We start from the raw sequence: 24,150 nt of genomic DNA, 5'->3' as shown, positions 1-24,150 counted from the left end.
CCCCCCCCCCCCCCCGCCCGGGCCGGGGCGGCGGGGGGCGCCCCCCCGGGGGGGGGGGGCGCCCCCCTGTCTCCACCGGGGCGGCGCCTTCCGGCGCGCCGGCCTCAGCCGGCGAAGAGCCAGAGCCCGACCAGGATCACGATCACGACGCCGATGCCCCATTTGGTGGCCAGGACGAACATGTCCCAGCCCCGGGTGCGCTCGGCCAGGATGTCCTCGGCCTTCACCGGAACGAAATCGATCTGCTGCGTCGCCTCGGCCATGGGGTTTCCTCTGTCGTGCCAGCCTGAGCGCCCAGCAATAGGCAGCGGCCCGCGAGCCGGCAAGGGGAAGCTGCCGTCCGGGTGGCGCGGCCGGGCTTCCGCCCGCCGGCCGCGCTCCTGAACCCCGCTCAGGCCCAGACCCCGTCCCCCGCCGCGGCGCGGCCCTCCAGCGCACCGGCCGTCAGGAAATGCTGCAGGGGATTGATGCCGGCCGCCGCGACGTCCGGATTCGCCGCCAGGTAGCCGCGCGTGTCGAAGAGGGCGGACGGGTCGCGCCCCTCGCGCCAGCCGAACTGGATGTAGTGCGCCAGCGGCTCGATGCCGGCGGCGGCGACATCGGCGTAGCGCGCCAGATAGCCCGCCGTGTCGAACCAGCCATCCGGGTCGCGGCCCTCGTGCCAGCCATGGGCCGCGTAATGCGCCCCCGGATCGGCCCCGGCGCGCCCGACATCCGGATTGGCCAGCAGGTAGTACTCGGCATCGAAGCCGTCCCGCACCGTGGCGCCGATGGCCGGCGTGGCGGCGCGGCCCTCGGCCTGGCCATGCGCCAGCCAGTGCGCCAGCGGGTCGATGCCGGCGGCGGCGACATCGGCGTTGCGGGCGAGGTAGGTGCCGGTGTCGAAGTCCGCCCGCGCGTCCAGCCCGGCCTGCCAGCCGAGCGCGCGCCAGTGCGCCAGCGGGTCGCCGACGCCGGGATGGGCGGAGAGATAGGCGGCGGTGCTGAAGCCGGCCGAGGGGTCGCGCCCCTCCTGCCAGCCATGCGTGGCGTAGTGCGAGGCGGCGCCGATGCCGGCCCGGTAGACATCGGCGTAGTGGCGGGCATACCAGACCGGGTCCAGCAGCGCGTCGCCGTCGAGGCGGATGCTGCCGTCGGTGAAGCGCAGCTCCTCCAGCGCCAGGGCGGTGTCGGTCTCCACCGTGCCGCGCCGGCCGCCCGAGACCGCGCTGATCGCCACCGTCCAGCCGCCCGGAATGGCCGAGACGGCCGCCTCGCGCGCCCCGCCGGGCAGGAAGGCGGCATCGAAGACGCCGATGTCGAAGCCGGCGCCGCCATCCAGCAGATCGTTCCCGGCGCCGCCCTCGAGGATGTCGTCGCCCGCCTCCCCGAACAGCCTGTCGGCGCCGGCGAGGCCGAGCAGATGGTCGTCGCCGGCGCCGCCGCGCAGGGTATTGGCGGCCTGGTTGCCGGAGATCCGGTCGTTGCCGGCGCCGCCGATGGCGTTCTCGATCAGCGAGCGCGTGTCGCCCTCGTGCAGCAGCGCGTTGTAGACCGTGCCGCTGGCGCGGATGCCGTGCTCCTGGTCGAGCCAGGCCCGCTGCGCCTCGGAGGTGATGGAGGCGCCGCCCGGGGCGAGGTCCACCACCACGCCGCCGGCATAGCCGGAGAGATCGTAGGTGTCGTTGCCGCCGCCGTCCCAGACGGTCATGAAGACGCGATTCGCCCCCGGCCGGCCCTGCGCCGCGCCGTCGATCGACATCTCGCCGGTCGCGGGGTTCCAGCTGTAGCGCGTGTCGCCGTCCCGCAGGCCGTAATCGGCGCCGTAGAGCGTCTGCAGCGCGGCGATGTCGAGCATCATGTAGGTCTGCGGCAGGTCCCACGGCCCGGCGGTGAGCTGGCCGAGCGTGCCGCCGGAATGGCTGCGGTAGCTCATCACCGTGAATTCGCTGTTGTCCCAGGCGGTCTCCATCGCCTGTCCGGTGATGCCGGTGGCCTCGTGCGGATGCTTGAGGCCGAGCGCGTGGCCCAGCTCGTGCAGCAGGGATTCGTAGGCGTAATCGCCGAGCGCCGGGTGGCGGTAGTCGTAGCGGTCGCCGAACCAGACATCCCCCGCCTTGTCGCTGCTGCCCGGGGAATAGGCCCAGGCGGTGGGGGGCTGCGAGGACTGGGCGAAGCGGATCTCGGCCTGGCTGGCGGCCGCCTCGCTGACCTGCAGCAGGGTGAAGCCGGTGACCGGGAAGGCGTGCAGCAGCGCGGTCTCGCCCGAGGCGGTGCCGAGCAGCGCGGCGCGCGCCACGGCCTGCTGCGCCGAGGAGACCGGCAGGAAGCCGGTGAGCGCCTCGCTGGAGCCGCCGCCATAGGCGCCGGCGGATTGCGGGAATCCGAAGCGCACCGGGCCGCCCCAGGCGGGGCCGGAGATCAGGGCATCCACCGCCGTGTTGCCGGAGGCGGTGGCCATCCGCACCGGGGCCTCCTGGGCCTTCAGCGTGCCGGCGAGGGCCGTGGTGGCGGTGTCGTCCGCCGGCGGGGCGGCGAGGCAGGCCAGGAGGCTGCCGCATTTCTCACACATGGACCGCCGTCACTCCTGGCAGAATCTTACAATACGGGCGGGAAGCTAGGGCCGGGCACGCTCCGGTTGCAAGCTGGGCCGCGGCATGGGCGCTCCGCGGCGGCGGCCGGGCTTTTGTCTTGCCAGCCCGGCGGCCTTCCATTACCGGTGCCGCGTCGGTGTCCGAGAGGACCTAACAGGGAACCCGCCATGGCCGCGCGCCATGAAACGGGACTGCCCCCGCAACTGTAGGCGGCGAGCCGGATCCCGGCAGGCCACTGGGATGCCTCCGCAGGGAGGCCGCCCGGGAAGGCGGGATCAGGCACTGACCCGCCAGTCAGGAGACCTGCCGGCACGTGTGACCACCAGCCGGGCGGGGTTGTCCGGGCAGGGATGCCGATGAACGTGCTGCAACGCGACCTCCAGCGCGGCCCGCGCCCGCGTGCCGCCTCTCCGGAATGCCCCGCCTGGCCATCGCGCCGCCGGCGCCATCCTGACCGGAGATCTGCGTCATGAGGTTTGCGTCCCTCCAGGCCGTGGCGGCGGGCCTCGGCCTGCACCTGCTGCTGCCCCTCGCCCCCGCTTTGGCCCAGCCGGCCGCCGCGCCCGCGTCGCAGGCCACCGCCTATCCGCTGACGGTGGAGAATTGCGGCGAGCGGCTGACCTTCGCCGGCCCGCCGGACCGCGCCGTCACCATCGGACAGTCCGCCACCGAGATCCTCTACGCGCTGGGCGCGGGCGGGCGCATGGCCGGCACCGCGCTCTGGTTCAACAACGTGCTGCCCGAGTTCCGGGCGCAGAATGACAAGGTGCCGCGCCTCGACAACAACGCGCCGAGCTTCGAATCGGTGATCGCCAAGCGGCCCGGACTGGTGGCGACGCAGTTCGAGTGGATGATCGGGCCGCAGGGCGTGGTCGGCACCCGGCCGCAGTTCCACGAGCTCGGCATCCCGACCTACATCATGCCCGCCGATTGCGAGGGCAAGAACAACCTGGTCGGCGCCGACGGCACCCGCACCGCCGCCTTCTCGACCGAGAGCCTCTACAAGGGCATCGGCCAGCTCGCCGCGATCTTCGACCGGCGCGGCGCGGGCGAGGCGCTCGTCGCCGACCTCCGCGCGCGCGAGGCGCGGGCGGTGGAGCGGGCGCGGGGTCTCGGGCTGAAGGATGCCTCGGCCGCCTTCTGGTTCTCCAGCGCCGATCTCGACCTCGACCCCTACATGGCCGGGCAAAAGGGCATCCCCGGCTACATGATGCGCACCCTCGGCCTGCGGAACGTGGTGCAGTCGGACGAGGAGTGGCCGACGGTCGGCTGGGAGACCATCGCGCGGGCCAATCCCTCGGTGCTGGTCATCGCGCGCATGGACCGGCGCCGCTTCCCGGCCGATGACTACGAGAAGAAGCTGGAGTTCCTCCGCAGCGATCCGGTGACGAGCCAGATGGAGGCGGTGCGGCGCGGCCGCATCGTCATCCTCGACGCGCATGCCATGCAGGCCACCATCCGGCTGATCGGCGGGCTGGAGACGCTGACCGAGGCGATGGCGAAGCTGGAGAAGTGAGCTTCGTGGCGGCGCCGCCCGCGCTGTGGCCGCGGCTCGGCCGGGCCGCGCTGGTCAGCCTCGGCATCGCGCTGGTGCTGGCGCTGGCGCTGCTCGCCGGCATCTGCATCGGCGAGACGGCGATCCCGCCCGCGACGGTGCTGAGGACGCTGGCCAACAAGTCGTTCGGCGCCGCCTACGAGATCGACCGGATCGACCAGGGCATTGTCTGGAACTACCGGCTGACGCGCGCCATCCTCGCCGCCTGCTGCGGCGCCGGCCTCGCCGTCTCGGGCGTGGTGCTGCAGGCGCTGCTGCGCAACGCCCTGGCCGATCCCTACCTGCTCGGCATCTCCGCCGGCGCCTCGACCGGCGCGGTGCTGGTGACGGTGGTGGGCATCGGCGCCGGCGCGGTCTCGCTCTCGGCCGGGGCGCTGGCCGGGGCGCTCACTGCCTTCCTGCTGGTGGCGGTGCTGGCGCGGGCGGCCGGCGGGGGGGCGGGGCCGCGCGGCGCCGGGCAGATCGTGCTGGCCGGCATCGCCGGCTCGCAGCTGTTCAACGCGCTGACCGCCTTCCTGATCACCCGCTCGGCCAGCGCCGAGCAGGCGCGGGGCATCATGTTCTGGCTGCTCGGCAATCTCAGCGGCGTGCGCTGGGACGACACGGCGCGCGCCGTGCCGGTGGCGCTGGCCGTGACGCTGGTCTGCCTCTGGCACGCCCGCGCGCTCGATGCCTTCACCTTCGGCGCCGATTCCGCCGCCAGCCTCGGCGTGCCGGTGCGGCGCGTGCAGGCCACGCTGATCCTCTGCGCCGCCACGGCCACCGCCGTGATGGTCAGCATCGTCGGCGCCATCGGCTTCGTCGGCCTGGTGATCCCGCATGCGGCGCGCTTCCTGGTGGGCGTGCGGCACGGGCGGCTGCTGCCGGCGGCGGCGCTCATCGGAGCGGTCTTCCTGATCGCCGCCGACGTGCTCTCGCGCACCCTGGTGCCGGGGCAGGTGCTGCCGATCGGTGTCATCACCGCCCTCGTCGGCGCGCCGGTCTTCGCGCTGATCCTGATCCGCGCGCGGCCCGCCCGATGAGGCCCCCCCGGTGAGCGCGCCCGTCCTGGAGGCGGAGGACCTCGCCTGGGCCCCGCGTGGCGGCGAGATCCTGCGCGGCGTCAGTCTCGCCGTGCGCGCCGGCGAGACGCTCGGGCTGATCGGCCCGAACGGCTCGGGCAAGTCGACGCTGATGCGGCTGCTGGCGGGGGTGCTGGCGCCCTCGCGCGGGGTGGTGCGGCTCGGCGGCGAGCGGCTGGCGCGGCTCGGCCGGCGGGCCGTGGCGCAGCAGCTGGCCTTCGTCGAGCAGCAGGCCGAGACGGCCGAGCGCATCACGGTGCGCGACGCGGTCGAGCTCGGCCGCACGCCCTTCCTTTCGCTGACGCGGCCCTGGTCTGCGGCGGACGATGCCATCGTCGACGGCGCGCTGGCGGCGGTCGAGATGGAGGGCTTCGCGGCGCGCGACTGGGCGACGCTTTCGGGCGGCGAGCGGCAGCGCGTGCACATCGCCCGCGCGCTGGCCCAGCAGCCGCGCATCCTGCTGCTGGACGAGCCGACCAACCATCTCGACATCCACCACCAGCTGGCGATCCTCGGCCTGGTCGCCGCGCTGCCGGTGACGACGGTGATCGCGCTGCACGACCTCAACCAGGCGATGGGCTGCGACCGCGTCGGCGTGCTGCAGGCCGGGCGGCTGGTGGCGCTCGGCACGCCCGCCGAGGTGCTGGCGCCCGCGCTGCTGCGCGCGGTCTTCGGCGTCGCCGTCACCACCCTGACCGACCCCGAGGATGGCGGCCGCATCCTCCGCTTCCGCGACATCAGCCGAAGGATACCCCCTGCATGAAACCGCTTCCGGGACGGCGGGCGCTCGTGGCGCTGCCCCTCCTCGCCCTGTCGGGTGGCCTCGCCCCTCCGGCCCGCGCCGGAGCACCGCGCGAGGTGAAGATGCTGAACCGCAACGCCACCGGCGGCATGGTCTACGAGCCGGACTTCCTGCGCCTCGCGCCCGGGGAGCGGGTGAAGTTCCTGGCCACCCATGTGACGCACAACGCCGCGACCATCCCCGCCATGCTCCCGGAGGGCGCCACGCCCTTCAAGGGTCGCATCAACGAGGAGATCGAGGTCCGGTTCGACGTGCCGGGGCTCTACGGCATCCAGTGCATCCCGCACTACGCCATGGGGATGGTGATGCTGATCCAGGTGGGGGAGGGGGAGGTGACGCCGGCGCGGATCCCGGACGGCCTGCCGCCGCGCGTGCGCGAGCGGTTCCGGGAGATCCTGGCCCGGCTGGGTTGAGGCCGCGCCACCGGCGGCGCCCCTTTCCGGCACCTCGATTCGGCGCGAGAAGAGCTGTCGGAACAGGGGAGCGGGCGCGATGCCAGAGGCGGGGATGGAACTGCGGTGCGTCGACTGCGGGCAGGCGCATCCGCCGGCGCTGCTCTACGATTGCGCGGCCTGCGGCGGCATCCTGGAACTGCGGGGCGATGACGGGCTGCCGCCGGTCGATCTCGGCCAGGGCGAGACGCCGCTGCTGCGCGCGCCGCGGCTGGAGGCGTCGCTGCCGGGCTTCGCCGGACAGATCTGGCTGAAGGACGAGACGCGCAACCCGAGCGGCTCCTTCAAGGACCGGCTGGTCGGCGCCGCCCTGGCGCGGGCCGTGGCGCTCGGCGCGCGCGGCGTGGTCTGCGCCTCCTCGGGCAATGCCGGGGCGGCGACCGCGGCCTATGCGGCGCGGGCCGGGGTGCCGGCGGTGATCGTCGTGCCGGCGCGCACGCCGCCGGGCAAGGTGACGCAGATCGCGGCGCATGGCGCGCTGCTGCTGCTGGTCGAAGGGCACTACTCGCGCGCCTACGATCTGGCGCGCGGGCTGGAGCGGCACGGCTTCGCCAATCTGACCACCACCTTCCTCAACCCCTGGGGCGTGGCGGCGCTCGATGCGGTGGGCCATGAGATCGGCGCCCGGATCGGCGTGCCCGACCTCGTGCTGATCCCGACCGGCAGCGGGCCGCTGGTGCAGGGCGTGGCGCGCGGCCTGCCCGGCGCGCGGCTGGTCGCGGTGCAGGCCGAGGGCTGCGCCCCGATCGTTCGCGCCTTCGAGGCGGGGGTGGAGGCGGTCTCGGCCTGGGGGGAACCCCGCACCATCGCCTCCGGCATCAGCGATCCGCTGATCGGCTATGAGCGCGACGGTACCCACACGCTGCGGCTGGTGCGGGCCAGCGGCGGCCTCGCCGTCGCGGTGAGCGACGCGGCGCTGCGCCGGGCGATGCAGGACCTGGCGCGGCTGGAGGGCGTCTATGCCGAGCCGACCGGGGCCAGCCCGCTGGCCGCCCTGGCCCGGCTGCATGGCGAGGGGCGCCTGCCGGCGGCGGCACGCTGCGTGCTGCTGGTCACCGGCCACGGCTTCAAGGACGGCAAGGCCTATCAGGAGATGCCGGCGCGCACCCACCGCGTGGCCGATCCGGGGGATCTGCCGGCGGTGGCGCGGCTCTGCGAGGCGACGCTGGCCGAGGCCTGACGATCCTTGCGGCACCGCAAGGTGACGGCTGGCCGGAATCTTGCTCTCCTGTCTTCCGGCGGCGGCCGTCCGGGCCGCCGGGGGATTCGGGGATTTCCGTCATGGACAGCAAGGACGACAAGGCCATGAGCATGGAACGGCGCGGCCTCTTCGGCATCGGCGCGGCGGGGGCGGCGCTGGGCGGCGCGGCCGGTCTGCTCGCGCCGCGGGCAGCCCAGGCCCAGACCGTGGCCAGGAGCAAGCTCCACACCGTCAAGGAGCGGGGCAAGCTGATCGTCGGTACCGGCTCGACCAACCCGCCCTGGCACTTCAACGATGCCTCCGGCCAGCTCGTCGGCATGGACATCGACCTGGCCCGCCTCCTGGCCAAGAGCCTGTTCGACGACCCCACCAAGGTCGAGTTCGTGCTGCAGGGCTCGGATGCCCGCATCCCCAGCCTGGTGACCGACAAGGTCGACATCGTCGTGCAATGGATGACCATCACGCCGGGCCGCGCGCAGCAGGTGGAGTTCACCATCCCCTACTACCGCGAAGGCGTCGGGCTGCTGATGCTGGCGCGCGGCGGCAAGTACAAGAATTTCGAGGAGCTGAAGGCGGCCGGCGCCGCCGTCACCATCGGCGGCATGCAGAACGTCTTCCTGGAGGAGTGGATCCACAAGGCGCTGCCGCAGGCCAAGGTCGACGCCTTCGAGAGCCCGGACGCGGCGATGCAGGCGCTGAACGCGCGGCGCATCGATGCCTCGATGCAGGACCAGTCGGCCATGCGCTGGCTGATGCAGCAGGCGCCGGGCCGCTTCGTCGACGCCGGCTATGGCTGGATGCCGAATTCCTACGCCTCCGCCGTGAAGCCGGGCGACCCGATCTGGTTGAACTGGGTCAACACCGTCTATCGCGAGGCGATGACGGGCGTCGACTTCGACTATTTCGCCGCCAGCTACAAGAAGTGGTTCGGCATCGACCTCGCGGTGCCCAAGGTGGGCTTCCCGAACGAGTTCGCCTGATGCCGGGGCGGCCGGGCCAGCCTGGTCCGGCCGCGCGGCGACGCCCCGCCGGCCGTTTCTCCGAGGACCCATGATCGACTATCATTTCGACTGGTCCGTCATCGCGCGGAACTGGGATTCACTGCTCGGCGCGCTGCTGCTCGGGCTGGAGCTGGCGGTGATCTCGCTGGCCATCGGCTGCGTCATCGGCCTGGCTGCCGCCTATGCGCGGCTCTCCGGGCGGCGCTGGCTGGCCGCGCCGGTCTGGGCCTATGTCGAGTTCATCCGCTGCACGCCGCTGCTGCTGCTGATCTTCTTCATCTACTTCGGCCTGCCAGAGTTCGACATCACCTTCCTCGACAAGACGCAGAGCTTCGTGCTGACGCTCTCGCTCTATGCCGGCGCCTACATGTCCGAGGTGTTCCGCGCCGGACTGGCCTCGATCCCGAAGCAGTATGTCGAGGCGGCCAAGGCGATCGGCATGCGGCCGTGGCAGCGGCAGCGCTATGTCGTGCTGCCGGTGATGTTCCGCATCACCCTGCCCTCCATCAGCAACAACCTGATCTCGCTGTTCAAGGACACCTCGCTCGCCGCCGCCATCGCGGTGCCGGAGCTGACCTTCGTCGCCCGCCGCATCAATGCCGACACGTTCCGGGTCATGGAGGTCTGGCTGACGGTGAGCGCCATGTACCTCGTCGCCACCTATCTCATCGCCACCCTGCTGCGGCTGCTCGAGCGCCGCTACGCCACGATCCGCTGAGGGAGGGGGACATGATGGATCTCTCGATGCAGCCCGGAACATTCCTCTTCGAGGCCTGGCAGGCGCGCTGGTCGCTGCTGAACGGGCTTGGCGTGACGATGCTGAGCTCGCTCTGGAGCATCGTCATCGCCACCGTCTGCGGCACGCTGATGGGCGTGGCGCTGGCCTATGGCTGGTGGTGGCTGCGGCTGCCGGCGCGGCTCTATGTCGATGTCATGCGCGGCATTCCGGTGCTGGTGCTGATCCTCTTCACCTACTACGGGCTGGCGCTGTTCGGCGTCGATGTCTCGGCCTTCTGGGCCGGCATCATCGCGCTCTCGGCCTTCGCCACCGCGCATGTGGCCGAGAACCTGCGCGGCGCCGTGCAGTCCGTGCCGGCCGGGCAGATGGAGGCGGCCAAGGCCATCGGCCTGACCTTCCCGAAGCGGCTCTGGTACGTCATTCTGCCGCAGGCCTTCCGGCGCATGCTGCCGCCCTGGGTGAACACCGGCCTCGAGATCGTCAAGGGCACGACGCTGCTCTCCGTGATCGGCGTGGTCGAGCTGCTGCTGGCCTCGCAGCAGATCATGGCGCGCAACTACATGATCATCGACTTCTACCTCCTGGCCACGGTGATGTACCTCATCATCAACTTCGCCCTCGCGCAGCTTGGCGGGCTGCTGGAGCGGCGCTTCTCCTACCTGCGGTATTGAAGCCATGCCTGCGCCACGGATGGATGCCGGCGAGATCGGAGCCCAAGGGATGACGGATACGCCGCTGCTGCGCGCGCGAGGCGTTCGCAAGAGCTTCGGTCAGGTCGAGGTGCTGAAGGGGATCGACCTGACGGTGCGGCAGGGACAGGTGGTCGCGCTGATCGGCGCCTCCGGCTCGGGCAAGACCACCTTCCTGCGCTGCGTCAACCTCCTGGAGGAGCATGACGGCGGCGAGATCCTGCTCGACGGCGAGCCGGTCGGCTATCGCGGCGAGGGAACGGCGCGGCGGCGGCTGAGCGAGGCCCGGGTCTCGGCGCAGCGCGCGCGCATCGGCATGGTCTTCCAGCAGTTCAACCTCTTCCCGCACCTGACGGCGGAGGAGAACGTGATGCTCGGCCTGACCAAGGTGCTGGGCAAGGACCGCGCCGAGGCGCGCGAGACCGCCGGGCACTGGCTGAACCGCGTCGGGCTGGCCGAGCGCCGCGGGCACTATCCCTACCAGCTCTCCGGCGGGCAGCAGCAGCGCGTCGCCATCGCCCGCGCGGTGGCGATGCAGCCGCGCCTGCTGCTCTTCGACGAGGTGACCAGCGCGCTCGATCCCGAGCTGGTGGCCGAGGTGCTGGGGGTGATGCAGTCGCTGGCCGAGAGCGGCATGACCATGCTGCTGGTCAGCCACGAGATGCTCTTCGTGCGCGACGTGGCGCACCACGTCGTCTTCATGGACCAGGGCAAGGTGGCCCAGGCGGGGCCGCCGCGCGAGGTCTTCGGCCGGCCCGAGAGCGAGCGGCTGAAGAACTTTCTCGGGCGGATGCACGGCATCTTCGGCCATTTCGAGGAGTGAGCGCGCGGTGCTGCCACCGCGCGCCCGGGCGGTCCGGCGTCAGCCGGCGCCCTCGCCCAGATAGGCGGTGGCGTCGATCTCCACCAGCGCGTCCGGCGAGCCCAGCCCCTGCACGATGCAGGAGACGCGGTGCGGCGGGTCCTCCGCGAAGTTCGCGAAATAGACCTCGTTCATCGGCTCCCACCAGGCGCGGTCGGTGACATAGACGGTGCACTTCACGACATCGGCCAGCGTGCCGCCGGCCTCCTCGATCAGGGCGCGGATATTGTCGATCGCCTGCTGTGTCTGCGCCCGGGCGTCGCCCAGGGCGTAGCGCCCCTGCCGGTCGTTGCCCATGCAGCAGACGAACAGGAAGCCGCCGGCCAGGGTGGCCTGGGCGAAGGGCAGGCGGCTGCGGCCGACGCGGTCGGAGGCGAGGATCTTCTTCGGCATGCTTGACCTTCTCCCAGAAGTGGCGGGGCCCCCCCCGGGGCCCCCCCCCGGGGGGGCCCGCGACCGGTGGCGCTACTTCGCCGCGCTGACGCCCATCACGGTGGTGTACTCATCGGCCCGGGCCTCGTAGGTCAGGCCGCCGCGCAGGGCCCAGATGTTTTTCTGCATGTGCAGCATGACCAGCCCGACATCCTCCATGCCGACCCGCATCGCCTGCTGGAAGATCTGCTCGCGCTTCGCGTCGTCGGCGGTGCGGAGCCCTTCCTCCACCAGCGCGTCGAGCTGCTTGTTGCTGTAGCCGCTGAAGTTGGTGGTGCCGAAGCCCTTCTCGGGAATCCGCGTGGTCAGCACGCCGCGCAGCGCCGTCGAGGGCTCGCCCGAGGTGGCCCAGCCGATCAGCATGGCCGACATGTCGTTCCGCGCCTGGCGCTGCGCCAGGACGGAGAAGGGCACGGCATCGACCGTCGTGCGGACGCCGATCCGCTGCCACATCTGGCCGATCGCCTGGATGATCTGCGCGTCGTTCACGTAGCGGTTGTTGGGGCCGAGCAGTGAGATGTTGAAGCCGTCCGGATAGCCCGCCTCGGTCAGCAGCGCCTTGGCGCGATTCGGGTCATAGGCCGGCGGCGGCAGGTCCGGCACATAGCCGTTGGCGCCGGGTGGCATCATCTGCCCGGTGGGCAGCGCCGCGCCCTGCATCACGCGGTCGACGATGCCCTGGCGGTTGATCGCCATGGTCAGGGCCTGGCGCACGCGCAGGTCGCGCAGCGGGTTGGTGGCGAGCTTCCTGCCGCTGGAATCGGTGATGTAGGGCGAGCTGTCATGCGCCACATCGAGCTTCAGGTAGATGGCGCGCAGCGAAGGCGTCTCGGAGAAGGAGATGCCCTGGGTCGAGCGCAGGCGCGGAATGTCGGCCGGCGGCACCACGTCGATCATCTGCACGTCGCCCGAGAGCAGCGCCGCGACGCGCACGCCGTCGTTCGAGATGAAGCGGTAGGTCGCCTGCTTCCAGTCCGGCTTCTCGTCCCAGTACTCCTCGTTCCGCGTCATCACCACCCGGTCGTCCGGCGTGAAGGAGGAGAGGCGGTAGGCGCCGGTGCCGATGAGGGCCTTGCCGTTGTTGAAGTCGGCCGTCGCGACATTCTCGCCGACCTTGTGCGAGATGATGAAGATGTTGTTCATGTCGTAGGGCATCAGCGGATAGACGCCGTTGGTCTTGAACCGGATGGTGTGCGGATCGGGCACCTCGGTGCCGATGACGGCGCGGGTGTAGATGCTGAAGGAGCCCGGGCTGTTCACCACGTTCGGCACGCGCTTCAGCGTCGTGATCACGTCCTCCGCCGTGAACTCGCTGCCGTCGCTGAACTTCACGCCCTTGCGCAGCTTGAATTCCCAGGTGGTGTCATCGACCATCCGCCAGGATTCCGCGAGGCCGGGTTTCAGCTGCGCCTGCGCGGTCCGGCTGACCAGCTTGTCGAAGAAGTGCTCGGCCATCATGTTGTTGGGCGAGAGCGTGTGATAGTGCGGATCGAGCGAGGTCGGCGGCGCGGCGACGGCCAGGCTCAGGCTCTGCGCCGCGACGGCGGCCGGAAGGGCGGCGGGCAGCAGGCCGCCGATCGCCGCGGCGACCGGGGCGGCGAAGCGGGCGCGGCGGCGCGCATGGGGGGCGTTGGGTTTCAAGTCGGTGCCTCCGAGACGGGATGATGAAGCCGGCAGTCCCTGCATGGCTGCCTTGTGCCGGCAGCGCATCCCGCGATCCATGCCTGCCCGCGGGGCGCCGGTCAACGGCCGTGAGCGGAAGGCTTGCCTGGCGGCCGGCGTTCGGCGCTAGAATCGGAACATGACCGATATCAACACCTTCGAGGGACGGCCCGAGAAGCAGGCGAAGTGGGACACGCGCTACATCGGCCTCGCGCACCACATCGCCCAGTGGTCGAAGGATCCGCGCGCCAAGGTGGGCGCGGTGCTGGTCAACCAGGGGCAGGCGCGCATCGTCGCCACCGGCTTCAACGGCTTCCCCTCCAATGTCGAGGACAGTGCCGCGCGGCTGGAGCACAAGGCGACCAAGCTGCGGATGATCCTGCATGCCGAGCAGAACGCGCTGCTGAATGCCGGGCACGGCGCGCGCGGCTGCGATGCCTACGTGGTGGGCAAGCCGGTCTGCAACGTCTGCGCCACGCTGCTGATCCAGTCCGGCGTGCGGCGGGTGATCGCGGCGGCGCCGCGGCGCGGCACGGCGAGCCACTGGGACGAGGTGGGGCTGCTGGCCATCGAGATGATGCGGGAGGCCGGGGTGGCGTTCAGCCCGATCTCCGGCGAGCAGCTCGACGCGCTGGGGCTGAACCGCGACGAGGCCCGGCGGGCCGAGGATCCCTTCGCCGCGCACCAGGCGGCGTTCGACTTCGGGCATGGGGAGGGTGGCGGGACATCAGATTAGTGTCCGGCCCGAACCTCGCGGGCGGAACGCCCGCGCCGCCGCGCGGAAATCCGCCGGCCGAGGCAACGCCTGGCCCACCTTCGTGCGTTGTCGGCCAGCGGGGGCTGGGCCGGCGGCCCCCGACCGTGTGAGGCCGGCCAGCCAGGGAGGTTCCGCCACTCGTGTCCCCGACCCGCCATCTCTCGATCGTCTATTTCTTTACGGGCAACATCCAGGGCGGCCTCGGCCCCTTCCTCGCCACCTGGCTGGCGCAGACCAAGGCCTGGACGCCGGAGCGGATCGGCTGGATCAACACCCTGGTCGGGCTGGCCGCCCTGCTGCTGAACGGCCCGGCCGGGGCGCTGGTGGACCGGCTGAAGCTGCCGCGCCTGCTCCTCGGCCTGGCCTGCGCGGCCATCTTCGGCGGCACGGCGCTGCTGTTCCTGGCCGATGGCGTGCCGGGGGTAGTCGCCGCGCACGGCACGGCGACGCTGGGCGGCATCCTGGTGCTGCCGGCGGCGACGGCGCTGACCCTCGGCATCGTCGGCCGGAAGGCCTTCCCGCGGCAGCACGGCCGCAACGAGGCCTTCAACCATGCCGGAATCCTGGCCTCGGCGCTGATGATCGCCGGCGGCTCCGTGCTGATCGGGCCGGATGCGGCCCTGTTCGTCATGGCCGGCATGGCGGTGGGCGCCATCCTGGCCACCGTGACCACCCCGGGCGACGCCTGGGATGCGGGGCGCGCCCAGGGGGAAGATGAGGGCAAGGAGGATGGCAAGGCGGGCGGGGCGGGGCGGGGCGGCTCCGGCGGGGGCGCCGGCCGGGAGGAGGTCAGCCCGCTGCGGGCCGTGCTGACCGACCGGCGCCTGCTGATGCTGGCACTGGTGCTGGCGCTGTTCTCGCTGGGCAATGGCGTCATGCTGTCGCTGATCGGCCAGCGCGTGGCGGCGGAGGGCGGCAGCGCCACCGCCTGGACCGCCGGCTATGTGGTGGCGGCGCAGCTGACCATGATCCCGGTCGCGCTCTGGGGCGGGCGGCTGGCCGAGCGCGGCGGCGGCAAGCCGCTGCTGGTCGTGGCCTGCGCGGCGTTGCTCGCCCGCGCCCTGCTCTCCGCCTGGATCGCCGATCCGTTCTGGCTGGTCCCGGTCCAGGTGCTGGATGGGCTCGGTTCCGGCCTGATCGGCGTCGCGGTGCCCGTGGTGGTGGCCAATGCCAGCGCGGGAACGGGGCGGACGCAGACGGCGCTGGGCACGGTCTATGCGATGCAGGGCGTGGGCGGGCAGCTCTCCCATGCCTTCGGCGGCACCCTGGCCGGCTGGTTCGGCTGGAGCGGCGCCTTCCTGGCCCTGGCGGCGCCGGTGGGCGCGGCGCTGGCGCTGGCGCTGCTGCTGCCGGGCGGAGCGGCGGTGGAGACGGAGGCGGAGGCGGAGGCGGAGGCCTGAACGGCGCGCCCCTCCCGGTGCCGCCCCTGCCGCGCTATACCCGGGCCGCGCAGGAGATCCCCCCCCGGCCGGAGTTGTCGCGATCGTGCAGAACCTTGAGACGCCCCCTGGAACCCCGGCCGAGGCCCCGGCGGCCGGCCACAACCAGCCGCCCGCCAGCGAGACCGCGGCCGAGGCGCATCGCCGGCGCACCTTCGCCATCATCGCCCACCCGGACGCCGGCAAGACGACGCTGACGGAGCAGTTGCTGCTGCTGGGCGGCGCCATCCAGATCGCCGGCGCCGTGCGCGCCAAGGGCGAGCGGCGGCGGACGCGCTCTGACTGGATGAAGATCGAGCAGGATCGCGGCATCTCGGTCGCGACCAGCGTCATGACCTTCGAGTATGGCGGGCAGATCTTCAACCTGCTCGACACGCCGGGCCACGAGGACTTCTCCGAGGACACCTACCGCACCCTCTCGGCCGTCGACGCCGCGGTGATGGTGATCGACGCCGCCAAGGGCATCGAGGCGCAGACCCGCAAGCTGTTCGAGGTCTGCCGCCTGCGCGACATCCCGATCGTCACCTTCATCAACAAGATGGACCGCGAGGCGCGCGAGCCGCTCGAACTGCTGGACGAGATCGAGAAGACGCTCGCGCTCGACGTGACGCCGGCCACCTGGCCGATCGGCTCCGGCCAGCAGTTCGCCGGGGTCTACGACCGGCACGACAACAGCCTGCGGCTGATCGCCGAGGGCGGCGAGCGGGAGGAGAAGCTGGAGGGCCCCGAGGATGCGCGGATCGACGGGCTGCTGCGCCACGGCCAGGGCGACGTGCTGCGCGAGGGGATGGAGCTGGCCTCGGTCTATCCCGAATTCGATCTGGCGAGCTTCCGCGAGGGGCATCTGACGCCGGTCTATTTCGGCTCGGCGCTGCGTGGCTTCGGGGTGCGGCATCTGCTGGACGGGCTGGCGCAGTTCGCGCCGCCCCCCTCCGCGCGGCGGGCCGATGCGCGGGTGGTGGAGCCGGAGGAGGAGAAGCTCACCGGCTTCGTCTTCAAGATCCAGGCCAACACCGACCTCAACCACCGCGACCGCGTGGCCTTCCTGCGCATCTGCTCCGGCCGGCTGCGGAAGGGCGCGCGGCTGCGGCAGGTGCGCACCGGCAAGAGCATACCGGTCAACGCGCCGCTGTTCTTCTTCGCCAAGGAGCGGCAGGTGGCCGAGGAGGCCTGGCCGGGCGATGTCGTGGGCATCGCCAACCACGGCACGCTCCGCATCGGCGACACGCTGACCGATGGCGAGGCGCTGAACTTCCGCGGCGTGCCGAGCTTCGCGCCCGAGATCCTGCGCCGGGTGCGGCTCGACGACCCGATGCTGGCCAAGAAGCTGCGCAAGGCGCTGGACCAGCTGGCCGATGAGGGCGTGGTGCAGGTGTTCCGCCCGCTCGACGGCAGCCCGCCCGTGGTCGGCGTGGTCGGCCAGCTGCAGCTCGACGTGCTGGCCAGCCGCATGACCGCCGAATACGGCGTGACCATCACCTTCGAGCCCACCTCCTGGTCCACCATGCGCTGGGTGGCACCGAAGGCGGAGGAGGAGCGCGCGGCGCTGGAGCGCTTCCTGCGCGGCGCGCCGAGCCAGATGGCCGAGGACCATGACGGCGAGCCGGTGGCCTTCTTCACCTCCGACTGGGGCCGCCGCCGGGCCGAGGAGGAATGGCCCGGGCTGCGCTTCCTGTCGCTCCGCGAGCAGCATGGGGTGGCGGAGGGCGAGGCGGCCAGCTAACCCGGAGGCGGCCGGAGCCCGAGGGAGCGCAGCATGGAAGCCGTCACCACCGTCCTGGTCCTGCTGCTCGCGGTGGTGACGAGCGGCTTCCTGGTTCGGCTCTCGCCCGTCCCCCTGCCGCTGCCGATCCTGCAGATCGGCCTGGGCGCGCTGCTGGCCGCCTGGCTCGGCCTCGGCATCACGCTCGATCCCGAGCTGTTCTTCCTGCTCTTCCTGCCGCCGCTGCTCTTCCTCGATGGCTGGCGCATCCCCAAGCGCGGCCTGTTCCGCGACGCCGCCGCCATCGTCGAGCTGGCGCTCGGCCTGGTGCTCTTCACCGTGCTCGGCATCGGCCTGTTCATCCACTGGATGATCCCGGCCATGCCGCTGGCCGTGGCCTTCGCCCTCGCCGCCGTGCTCTCGCCGACCGACCCGATCGCCGTCTCGGCGGTGGCGGCGCGGGTGCCCATCCCGCACCGGCTGATGCACATCCTGGAAGGCGAGTCGCTGCTGAACGACGCCTCCGGCCTGGTCTGCCTGCGCTTCGCCATCGCCGCCGCGATGACCGGCGCCTTCTCGCTCTCCGAGGCGGCGCTGACCTTCGCCCAGCTCGCCCTGGGCGGCATCGCCCTCGGTGTCGCCGTCACCTGGGGCGTGATGCGGGCGCAGCGCGCCCTGGTGCGGCGCATCGGCGAGGACCCCGGCGCGCAGGTGCTGATCAGCCTGCTGATCCCCTTCGGCGCCTATCTGGCGGCCGAGCATGTGCATGTCTCCGGCATCCTGGCCGCCGTCTCGGCCGGCATCACCATGAGCTACACGGAGAATTCCGGGCGCGCCCTGGCGGCGACCCGCATCCGCCGCACGGCGGTCTGGGACACCGTGCAGTTCGCCACCAATGGCGTGATCTTCGTCCTGCTGGGCGAGCAGCTTCCCGCCATCCTGATGGGCGCGGCCGAGACGGTGCGGCAGACCGGGCACCACGACGCCTGGTGGCTGCCGGTCTATGTCCTGGCCATCGCCGTCGCGCTCGGCCTGCTGCGGCTCGGCTGGGTCTGGGCCTCGCTGCAGTTCACCCTCTACCGCGCCCGCCGCGCCGGCCAGGCGCGGCCGCGCGTCGGCTGGCGCGTGCTGGTCGCCACCTCGCTGGCCGGCGTGCGCGGCGCCATCACGCTGGCCGGCGTGCTGACCCTGCCGCTGGCGCTGCCGGACGGCACGCCCTTTCCGGCGCGCGACCTCGCCATCTTCCTCGCCATGGGGGTGATCCTGGTGTCGCTGGTGGGGGCCAGCCTGCTGCTGCCGCCGGTGCTGCAGGGCCTCTCGCTGCCGCCCGAGGACGCGCACGACGCCGAGCTGGACCGCGCCCGGCGGTTCGCCACCGACGCCGCCATGCGCGCCATCGAGCGGGCGCAGCACCGGCTGGCCGAGGGAAGGGCGGAGGCCGATCTCTATGCCGAGGCGGCGGCGCGCAGCATGGAGCCCTATCGCCTCGGCGCGGTCGGGACGCAGGAGGACGAGGCGGCCGCCGCGCGGGGCCGGCGCATCCTGGCGATCGAGCGGGAGCTGCGCCTGGCCGGGCTGCGCGCCGAGCGCGACGAGCTCTACCGCCTGCGCCGCCAGCGCAGCATCAGCGACGAGACGCTGCAGGAGCTGGTGCACGAGATCGACCTCGGCGAGGCGAGCCTGGCGCGGTAGGCCACGCCCGGGAGCAGGGGTGCCTCCCGCGGGGCGCGCCTCCCATCCGCGCCGCCGCCGCCCCACATGCGGGGCCGCAGCATGGAGCACCCCCGCGTGAAGACGATCGGCTTTCTCTCCTTCGGACACTGGACGCCCTCACCCCAGTCGCAGACCCGTTCGGCGGCCGACGCGCTGCTGCAATCCATCGATCTGGCCGTCGCCGCCGAGGCGCTGGGCGTGGACGGGGCCTATTTCCGCGTCCATCACTTCGCCCGCCAGCTCGCCTCGCCCTTCCCGCTGCTCGCCGCCGTGGGCGCGCGGACGAAGCGCATCGAGATCGGCACGGCGGTCATCGACATGCGCTACGAGAACCCGCTCTACATGGCCGAGGATGCCGGGGCGGCCGACCTGATCGCGGGCGGGCGGCTGCAGCTCGGCCTCAGCCGGGGCTCGCCGGAGCAGGTGATCGATGGCTGGCGCTACTTCGGCTACCGCCCGGCCGAGGGCGAGAGCGAGGCCGACATGGCCCGCCGCCACACCGAGGTGCTGCTCGACGTGCTGCGCGGCGAGGGCTTCGCCCGGCCGAACCCGCAGCCGATGTTCCCCAACCCGCCCGGCCTGCTGCGGCCGGAGCCGCATTCCGAGGGGCTGCGCGAGCGCATCTGGTGGGGGTCCGGTTCGGACGCCACGGCGGTCTGGGCGGCGAAGCTGGGGATGAACCTGCAGAGCTCGACGCTGAAGGACGACGAGACCGGCGAGGCCTTCCACATCCAGCAGGCCCGGCAGATCCGCGCCTATCGTGCCGCCTGGGCCGAGGCCGGCCATGCGCGCACGCCCCGCGTCTCGGTCAGCCGCAGCATCTTCGCCCTGATGGACGACCGGGACCGCGCCTATTTCGGCCGCGGCAAGGAACAGGACCGGATCGGCCTCATCGACGAGAAGACGCGGGCGATCTTCGGCCGCGGCTATGCCGCCGAGCCGGAGGCGCTGGTCGAGGCGCTGCGGCAGGACGAAGCCATCGCCGAGGCCGACACCCTGCTGCTGACCGTGCCCAACCAGCTCGGCGTCGATTACTGCGTGCATGCCATCGAGGCCGTGCTGACGCATGTCGCGCCGGCGCTCGGCTGGCGCTGACACAGGCCTAGAGAGGATAGGTATTCCGGGACGCGGCGGAGTGGAGAGGAAGGAAGGCGCGTCCGGCCCCAATTCCGCCACAATGAACGTCCAGTAAAAGAGCCTGGTGCGTGTGTCTGGAATTCAGGCCTGTGCCCGGGATTTCATGCCGGAATCGGCACGAATTCCGGCGGGCGGCCCGGTTCCGCGGGTGAATGGCCTCTCCTGTCCTGATCTCCTGGATTTTTTGACCGCACTGAGCAGGAAGGACCCGCCATTCGATGCGAGCCGCGCAGACGCCCCCGGCCCGGAGCCCGTACTTCGCGGATTTCGATCACACGCTGCTGGCCGGCAACAGCACGGAGCTGTTCATCGCCGCCTGCAAGCCCTCCTTTCTGGCGGCGCTGGTGGAGCTGCTGGTGCGCCGCTGCATCCCCTGGCGCTGGACCGGATTGCCCCAATGGTTCCGGCTGCGGGACTATGCCTGCTGCCTCTGCCTTATCCTGCTGATGCCGTGGAACCTGCTGATCTGGCGGCGCGTCGCGCCCGGGCTCTTCGCGCGGCTGGAGAGCCGGATGGTGGCGGAGCGGTTGCGGCGGGCCGGGGCCGGACGGGTGGTCATCGTCTCCTTCGGGATGGCCTTCGTCATCCGGGCGATGCTGCGCGGCAGCGCCTGGCAGGACTGTCGGCTGATCGCCACCCCGCTGCTGCCGGCCCTCGGGCGCTTCCGGGCCGGCAAGCTGCATCTGGTCGAGGGGCATTTCAGCGCCGCCGAGATCGCCCATGCCGACTTCATCACCGATTCCCGCGATGATGCCGACCTGCTGCAGGCGGCGGGGCGGGGCGAGCTGATCGCCCCGCAGGGACCGGCCATCTCGGCGCGGGAGCGGCTCTACCTGCCCCTGCGCTATACCGCCGCCGCCAAGTACACACGCTCCTATGTGCTGGACCAGATCCTGCTGGTCGACATCCTGCTGGTGGCGCTCAGCATCAGCGTGACACCGGGCGAGCTGCTGGCCGCGCTGGGCTTCGTGCCCTTCCTGACGATCTCGCTGATGGGCGTCTACGAGATCGGCTACTACGAGAACGACATGGTGGCGGCGCGGCGGGAGGCGGCGCCGACGCTGAAGCCGGCCGCGGCGCGCTACCGCGACTTCCCCATCGAGCCCGATGCCTGGCTCTGGTCCCTGGCGACGGGCGCGCTGGGGCTGGCCGGGGCGCATTGGGCCGGGATGCTGGGCAGCATCGGCCTGGCCGGGGGCGCGCTGGGCTGGGTCGCCATGCTGCTGGTGCTGCGGGCGGTCTTCTACGTCTACAACCGCCGGCCGCCGGGCTCGCGCATCCTGCTCTACCCGGTGCTGAACGCGATCAAGTTCGGGCCGATCTTCTTCCTGATGGAGCCCACGAAGTTCGGCGTGGTCCTGGCCTTCAGCCAGGTGGCGATGATGTGGGTCATCTACATCACCTATCGCTACGGCGGCTCGCACAACGAGATCCGCAAGGACAGTCTGCGCTTCATGCTGTTCGGCATCGGCGCCGCGCGGCGGGCCCGCCGCGCGCCCTTCGCCAGCCTGGGCGGGTTGTTCCAGCTCGGCGCCATCCTCGCCTGGCTGACGCTGCGCCTCTGCAAGGCGCCGGCCCTGGCGCTGCTGCGCGGGCGCCGGCGGCAGGCCGCGGGGCCGCTGGCTGCACAGTCGCGGGCCTGAGCGGGAGGGTCCCTCTCCCCTCCCGCCCGGCAGCCGGATGCCGCGCTCAGACGCTGGCCAGCAGGCCGGCGAAGAGCCGCGCGCGGGGCACCAGGCTGTCGATCAGCAGATGCTCCTGCAGGGTGTGGATGCCGCCGCCCCGCACGCCGAGCCCGTCCAGGGTGGGCACGCCCATGGCGCCGGTGAAGTTGCCGTCCGAGCCGCCGCCGGCGCTCTCATGGCCGATCTCGAAGCCGAGCTGCGAGGCCAGGCGTTGCGCCGTGCGGTAGAGGCCCATGGTGCCGCCATCCGGCTCCCAGACCGGGCGGGTGACGCCGCGCCGGACCTCGAGCGTCACGTCGCCGGCACCGGATTGCAGGGCCAGCATCCGCCCCACCGCATGGTCCAGATCCTCCTGCCGCTTGGCCATGGAGAGCGCCTCGGCGTCGCAATGGGTGGCGACGCAATTGACCCATCGCCCGCCCTGCAGGACGCCCACCGAGAAGGTGGCGGCCTCGGTGGTCATCGCCTCGATCGCCAGGATCTGCCGGCACATCTCGCGGATGGCGCTGCGCCCGTCCGAGAGTGCGGCGCCGGCATGGCTCGGCCGGCCCGTGGTGCGCAGGTTGAAGCGGGCGATGGCGTAGCGGCCGGTCACCACGCCGCCATCCGGCCGCGCCGGCTCGGGCACCAGCACCACCTCGTGCCGCGCCGCCTCGGCCTCGATCACGTCGCGGGTCGAGGGGCTGCCCACCTCCTCGTCGCTGGTGAGCAGGAAGCTGACGGGGCGGCGGGTGCAGATGCCGGCCTGCTGCATCGCCGCCATGGCCTGCAGGGCGAGGAAGGTGCCGCCCTTCATGTCGCAGATGCCGGGGCCGTAGGCGCGCTCGCCCTCGACCCGCCAGGGCAGGGCGCCGAGCGTGCCGACCGGGTGCACGGTATCGAGATGCGCCAGCACCAGGATGCCGCCCTCCATCTCGCCATCGGGATGCGGGAAGCGGGCACGGACGCAGTCGCCATAGCCCATGCGGCCGGGAATGCGCTCGATCCGCGCGCCGAGGATGGCGAGGTCCCGCGCCGCCAGCGACATCATGCGGTTGACCGCCTCGGCGTCGAAGGTCGGGCTCTCGCACTCGACCCAGGGGCGCAGCCCGGCGAGCAGCGCCTCGGCCTCGAAGGGCAGGGCCAGGGCGCGCTGGGCCTCCGCCTGGTCCTGGGGCAGCCTCTCCGCCTTCTGCATTCGCATCTCTCCCTTCTGGCACGTCCGGCCTGGCATGCCCGGCCCGTCCGGTTCCGGCCCATCCCCCGCGTCTGGGCGCATCCGGCGGCGCAGCCTGCGGCCATGGCGGCGGCAGGACAAGAGGGAGATCTGTCAAGAGGTGACGGGGAGGGGGGGCAGCCTGCTAAACCTCCTCCCCGATGAGCGAATACACTCCCCCGCGGCGCATCGCGCCGCAGACCGGCGACAACCTCTGGACCGGCACGGCCCTCACCCCGGCCGACTGGATGCTGCCGCTCGGCGGCGAGGTGACCGCCGAGATCGCCAGCGCCGGCGAGACCGCGACGCCGCTGCCGCGGCTCGACCCGTTGCTGGGCCAGGTGGCCGAGCGGCTGGCGCATGGCCTCGGCTTCTGCCTGCTGCGCGGCATGAAGCTGCCGGAGGCGCCGGCGGAGCGGCTGTCGCAGATCGGCCGCCGGCTGGGCCGGCCGCTGCCGCAGGGGCCGGCGGAGGCGCCGGACCCCGCGCCCGGCGGCAAGTACCACACGGAGCCCTGCGACGCCCTGCTGCTGCTCTGCCGCGAGGGTGTCGAGGTGGCGCTGTTCTCCGCCGCCGCGCTGCACAACGAAGTGCTGAAGACCGACCGCCCGGCGCTGGAGGTGCTCTACGGCGCCCTGCCGACCGGGCCGGAGACGGGCCTGCCGGTCTTCGCCGTGACCAGCGGCGTCTTCGCCGCGCGCTGCGAGCGGATGAGCAGCGATCCGGCGCTCTGCGGCCCGGCCTGGTCGGCGCTGGAGCGGGCGGCGCAGGCGCCCGGCATGGCGCTGCGCCTGATGCTGCATCCGGGGGACCTGCTCTGCGTGAACCCCTTCCTGGTCTGGGCGACGCGGCGGCCCCAGCTCGAGGCGCTGGCGGTGATGACGGAGAATTCGCGCCTCTCCGAGGGCGCTTTCGCGGCACTGCGCGGGGAGGCGGGGTGATGCGCATCCTGGTGGCCAATGCCAACACGACGGAGGCCATCACCGCGCTCTGCGCCGACGCGGCGCGGGCCGCCGCGGCGCCGGGGACGGAGATCCTGGCCGCCACGCCGCGCTTCGGCGTCGCGGTGATCTCGACCCGGGCCGAGAACGCCATCGCCGGCCATGCCCTGCTGGAACTGCTGGCCGAGCATGCCGGACAGATCGACGCCGCCATCCTCGCGGTCAGCCACGACACGGCGCTGGAGGCGGCGCGGCAGCTGATGCCCTGCCCGGTGGTGGGCATGACCGAGGCCGCCTGCCTGACCGCCTGCCTGCTCGGCGCCCGCTTCGGCCTGGTGACGCTGGGCGGCACCGAGACCTATCGGGAGCTGATCGGCCGCCACGGCCTCGCCGGCCGCCTCTCCGGGCTGGAGGGGGTGGCGATGACGCCGCAGCAGGCGGTGGCCGAGCCCGCCGCCGCCGAGGAGGCGGTGCTGCGGGGCGCGCTGCGGCTGGTCGAGGGCGGGGCCGACGCGGTGGTGCTGGGCGGCGCGGCGCTCGCCGGCATGGCGG

At 72.3% G+C, this 24,150-nt stretch carries 22 protein-coding genes and 1 riboswitch; of the genes, 17 read left to right on the top strand and 5 right to left on the bottom strand.

Features of this window, described 5'->3' with window-relative positions; genetic code table 11:
* Positions 1-104: 104 nt before the first annotated feature.
* Together ACVMLK_RS12695 and ACVMLK_RS12690 are read right to left on the bottom strand one after the other, a co-directional pair.
* Complete coding sequence (locus ACVMLK_RS12695; protein ID WP_198366228.1) at positions 105-263, bottom strand: aa3-type cytochrome c oxidase subunit IV; 159 nt, start codon at positions 261-263, stop codon at positions 105-107.
* A 128-nt stretch (positions 264-391) separates the two neighbouring features.
* The gene (locus ACVMLK_RS12690; protein ID WP_457486581.1) at positions 392-2,551 is read right to left on the bottom strand and encodes a M10 family metallopeptidase; all 2,160 of its coding nucleotides are present in this window, start codon (positions 2,549-2,551) and stop codon (positions 392-394) included.
* A 139-nt stretch (positions 2,552-2,690) separates the two neighbouring features.
* Positions 2,691-2,898: riboswitch (cobalamin riboswitch) on the top strand.
* Between the two features lie 144 nt (positions 2,899-3,042).
* On the opposite strand from ACVMLK_RS12690, the gene ACVMLK_RS12685 reads away from it, so the two are divergent.
* The 9 genes from ACVMLK_RS12685 to ACVMLK_RS12645 all read left to right on the top strand — a co-directional run bounded on the left by ACVMLK_RS12685 (position 3,043) and on the right by ACVMLK_RS12645 (position 10,896).
* The gene (locus ACVMLK_RS12685; protein ID WP_457486580.1) at positions 3,043-4,089 is read left to right on the top strand and encodes an ABC transporter substrate-binding protein; all 1,047 of its coding nucleotides are present in this window, start codon (positions 3,043-3,045) and stop codon (positions 4,087-4,089) included.
* Positions 4,090-4,094: 5 nt separating this feature from the next.
* On the top strand, positions 4,095-5,150 hold the full coding sequence (locus ACVMLK_RS12680) for a FecCD family ABC transporter permease (RefSeq protein WP_457486579.1): 1,056 nt from the start codon (positions 4,095-4,097) through the stop codon (positions 5,148-5,150).
* Between the two features lie 10 nt (positions 5,151-5,160).
* Positions 5,161-5,952, top strand: a complete 792-nt coding sequence (locus ACVMLK_RS12675) for an ABC transporter ATP-binding protein (RefSeq protein ID WP_198366231.1) — start codon at positions 5,161-5,163, stop codon at positions 5,950-5,952.
* Positions 5,949-6,404 (top strand): pseudoazurin, encoded by a 456-nt coding sequence (locus tag ACVMLK_RS12670; protein ID WP_422922780.1) that lies wholly within the window; start codon positions 5,949-5,951, stop codon positions 6,402-6,404. Before ACVMLK_RS12675 ends, ACVMLK_RS12670 begins: the two co-directional genes overlap by 4 nt.
* Before the next feature lie 94 nt (positions 6,405-6,498).
* The gene (locus ACVMLK_RS12665) at positions 6,499-7,623 is read left to right on the top strand and encodes a pyridoxal-phosphate dependent enzyme (RefSeq protein WP_457486578.1); all 1,125 of its coding nucleotides are present in this window, start codon (positions 6,499-6,501) and stop codon (positions 7,621-7,623) included.
* 101 nt (positions 7,624-7,724) lie between these two features.
* Positions 7,725-8,624, top strand: coding sequence for a transporter substrate-binding domain-containing protein (locus ACVMLK_RS12660; protein ID WP_422922782.1), 900 nt, complete (start codon positions 7,725-7,727; stop codon positions 8,622-8,624).
* A 70-nt stretch (positions 8,625-8,694) separates the two neighbouring features.
* Entirely contained in the window at positions 8,695-9,363 is a 669-nt protein-coding gene (locus tag ACVMLK_RS12655) for an amino acid ABC transporter permease (RefSeq protein ID WP_198366235.1), read from the top strand.
* An 11-nt stretch (positions 9,364-9,374) separates the two neighbouring features.
* Positions 9,375-10,055, top strand: a complete 681-nt coding sequence (locus tag ACVMLK_RS12650; RefSeq protein ID WP_457486577.1) for an amino acid ABC transporter permease — start codon at positions 9,375-9,377, stop codon at positions 10,053-10,055.
* Positions 10,056-10,104: 49 nt separating this feature from the next.
* The gene (locus ACVMLK_RS12645; protein ID WP_457486576.1) at positions 10,105-10,896 is read left to right on the top strand and encodes an amino acid ABC transporter ATP-binding protein; all 792 of its coding nucleotides are present in this window, start codon (positions 10,105-10,107) and stop codon (positions 10,894-10,896) included.
* Between the two features lie 39 nt (positions 10,897-10,935).
* Here ACVMLK_RS12645 and ACVMLK_RS12640 read toward each other — a convergent pair whose 3' ends face one another.
* Entirely contained in the window at positions 10,936-11,328 is a 393-nt protein-coding gene (locus tag ACVMLK_RS12640) for a RidA family protein (protein WP_422922785.1), read from the bottom strand.
* Between the two features lie 72 nt (positions 11,329-11,400).
* Positions 11,401-13,008: an ABC transporter substrate-binding protein gene (locus ACVMLK_RS12635; protein WP_457486575.1), complete on the bottom strand. Its 1,608-nt coding sequence runs from the start codon at positions 13,006-13,008 to the stop codon at positions 11,401-11,403.
* A 160-nt stretch (positions 13,009-13,168) separates the two neighbouring features.
* Between ACVMLK_RS12635 and ACVMLK_RS12630 the strand changes: the two genes are divergently transcribed.
* The 6 genes from ACVMLK_RS12630 to ACVMLK_RS12605 all read left to right on the top strand — a co-directional run bounded on the left by ACVMLK_RS12630 (position 13,169) and on the right by ACVMLK_RS12605 (position 21,420).
* Entirely contained in the window at positions 13,169-13,765 is a 597-nt protein-coding gene (locus tag ACVMLK_RS12630) for a deoxycytidylate deaminase (protein WP_457486574.1), read from the top strand.
* Between the two features lie 161 nt (positions 13,766-13,926).
* Complete coding sequence (locus ACVMLK_RS12625) at positions 13,927-15,186, top strand: MFS transporter (RefSeq protein WP_457486573.1); 1,260 nt, start codon at positions 13,927-13,929, stop codon at positions 15,184-15,186.
* A gap of 199 nt (positions 15,187-15,385) precedes the next feature.
* Positions 15,386-16,948 carry a peptide chain release factor 3 gene (locus ACVMLK_RS12620; RefSeq protein WP_198366573.1) on the top strand — a complete coding sequence of 521 codons (1,563 nt, stop codon included), beginning with the start codon at positions 15,386-15,388 and terminating at the stop codon, positions 16,946-16,948.
* Positions 16,949-16,981: 33 nt separating this feature from the next.
* Complete coding sequence (locus ACVMLK_RS12615; RefSeq protein ID WP_457486572.1) at positions 16,982-18,619, top strand: Na+/H+ antiporter; 1,638 nt, start codon at positions 16,982-16,984, stop codon at positions 18,617-18,619.
* A 96-nt stretch (positions 18,620-18,715) separates the two neighbouring features.
* Positions 18,716-19,735, top strand: a complete 1,020-nt coding sequence (locus ACVMLK_RS12610) for an LLM class flavin-dependent oxidoreductase (RefSeq protein WP_198366574.1) — start codon at positions 18,716-18,718, stop codon at positions 19,733-19,735.
* Between the two features lie 260 nt (positions 19,736-19,995).
* Positions 19,996-21,420, top strand: coding sequence for a hypothetical protein (locus ACVMLK_RS12605; protein ID WP_457486571.1), 1,425 nt, complete (start codon positions 19,996-19,998; stop codon positions 21,418-21,420).
* Positions 21,421-21,466: 46 nt separating this feature from the next.
* Here ACVMLK_RS12605 and ACVMLK_RS12600 read toward each other — a convergent pair whose 3' ends face one another.
* Positions 21,467-22,645, bottom strand: coding sequence for a M20/M25/M40 family metallo-hydrolase (locus tag ACVMLK_RS12600; protein ID WP_232477091.1), 1,179 nt, complete (start codon positions 22,643-22,645; stop codon positions 21,467-21,469).
* A 173-nt stretch (positions 22,646-22,818) separates the two neighbouring features.
* On the opposite strand from ACVMLK_RS12600, the gene ACVMLK_RS12595 reads away from it, so the two are divergent.
* A complete protein-coding gene (locus tag ACVMLK_RS12595) occupies positions 22,819-23,598 on the top strand; it encodes a Fe(II)-2OG oxygenase family protein (protein WP_198366244.1) in 780 nt (259 codons plus the stop codon).
* Positions 23,598-24,150 (top strand): aspartate/glutamate racemase family protein (locus tag ACVMLK_RS12590; RefSeq protein ID WP_457486570.1); only part of this gene is annotated, 553 nt, incomplete at its 3' end. The genes ACVMLK_RS12595 and ACVMLK_RS12590, both read left to right, overlap by 1 nt.

The organism is Teichococcus aerofrigidensis (genome assembly GCF_054073225.1).
The sequence above is the reverse complement of the archived record's forward strand: the minus strand, read 5'-3'. Positions and strand labels throughout refer to the sequence as shown.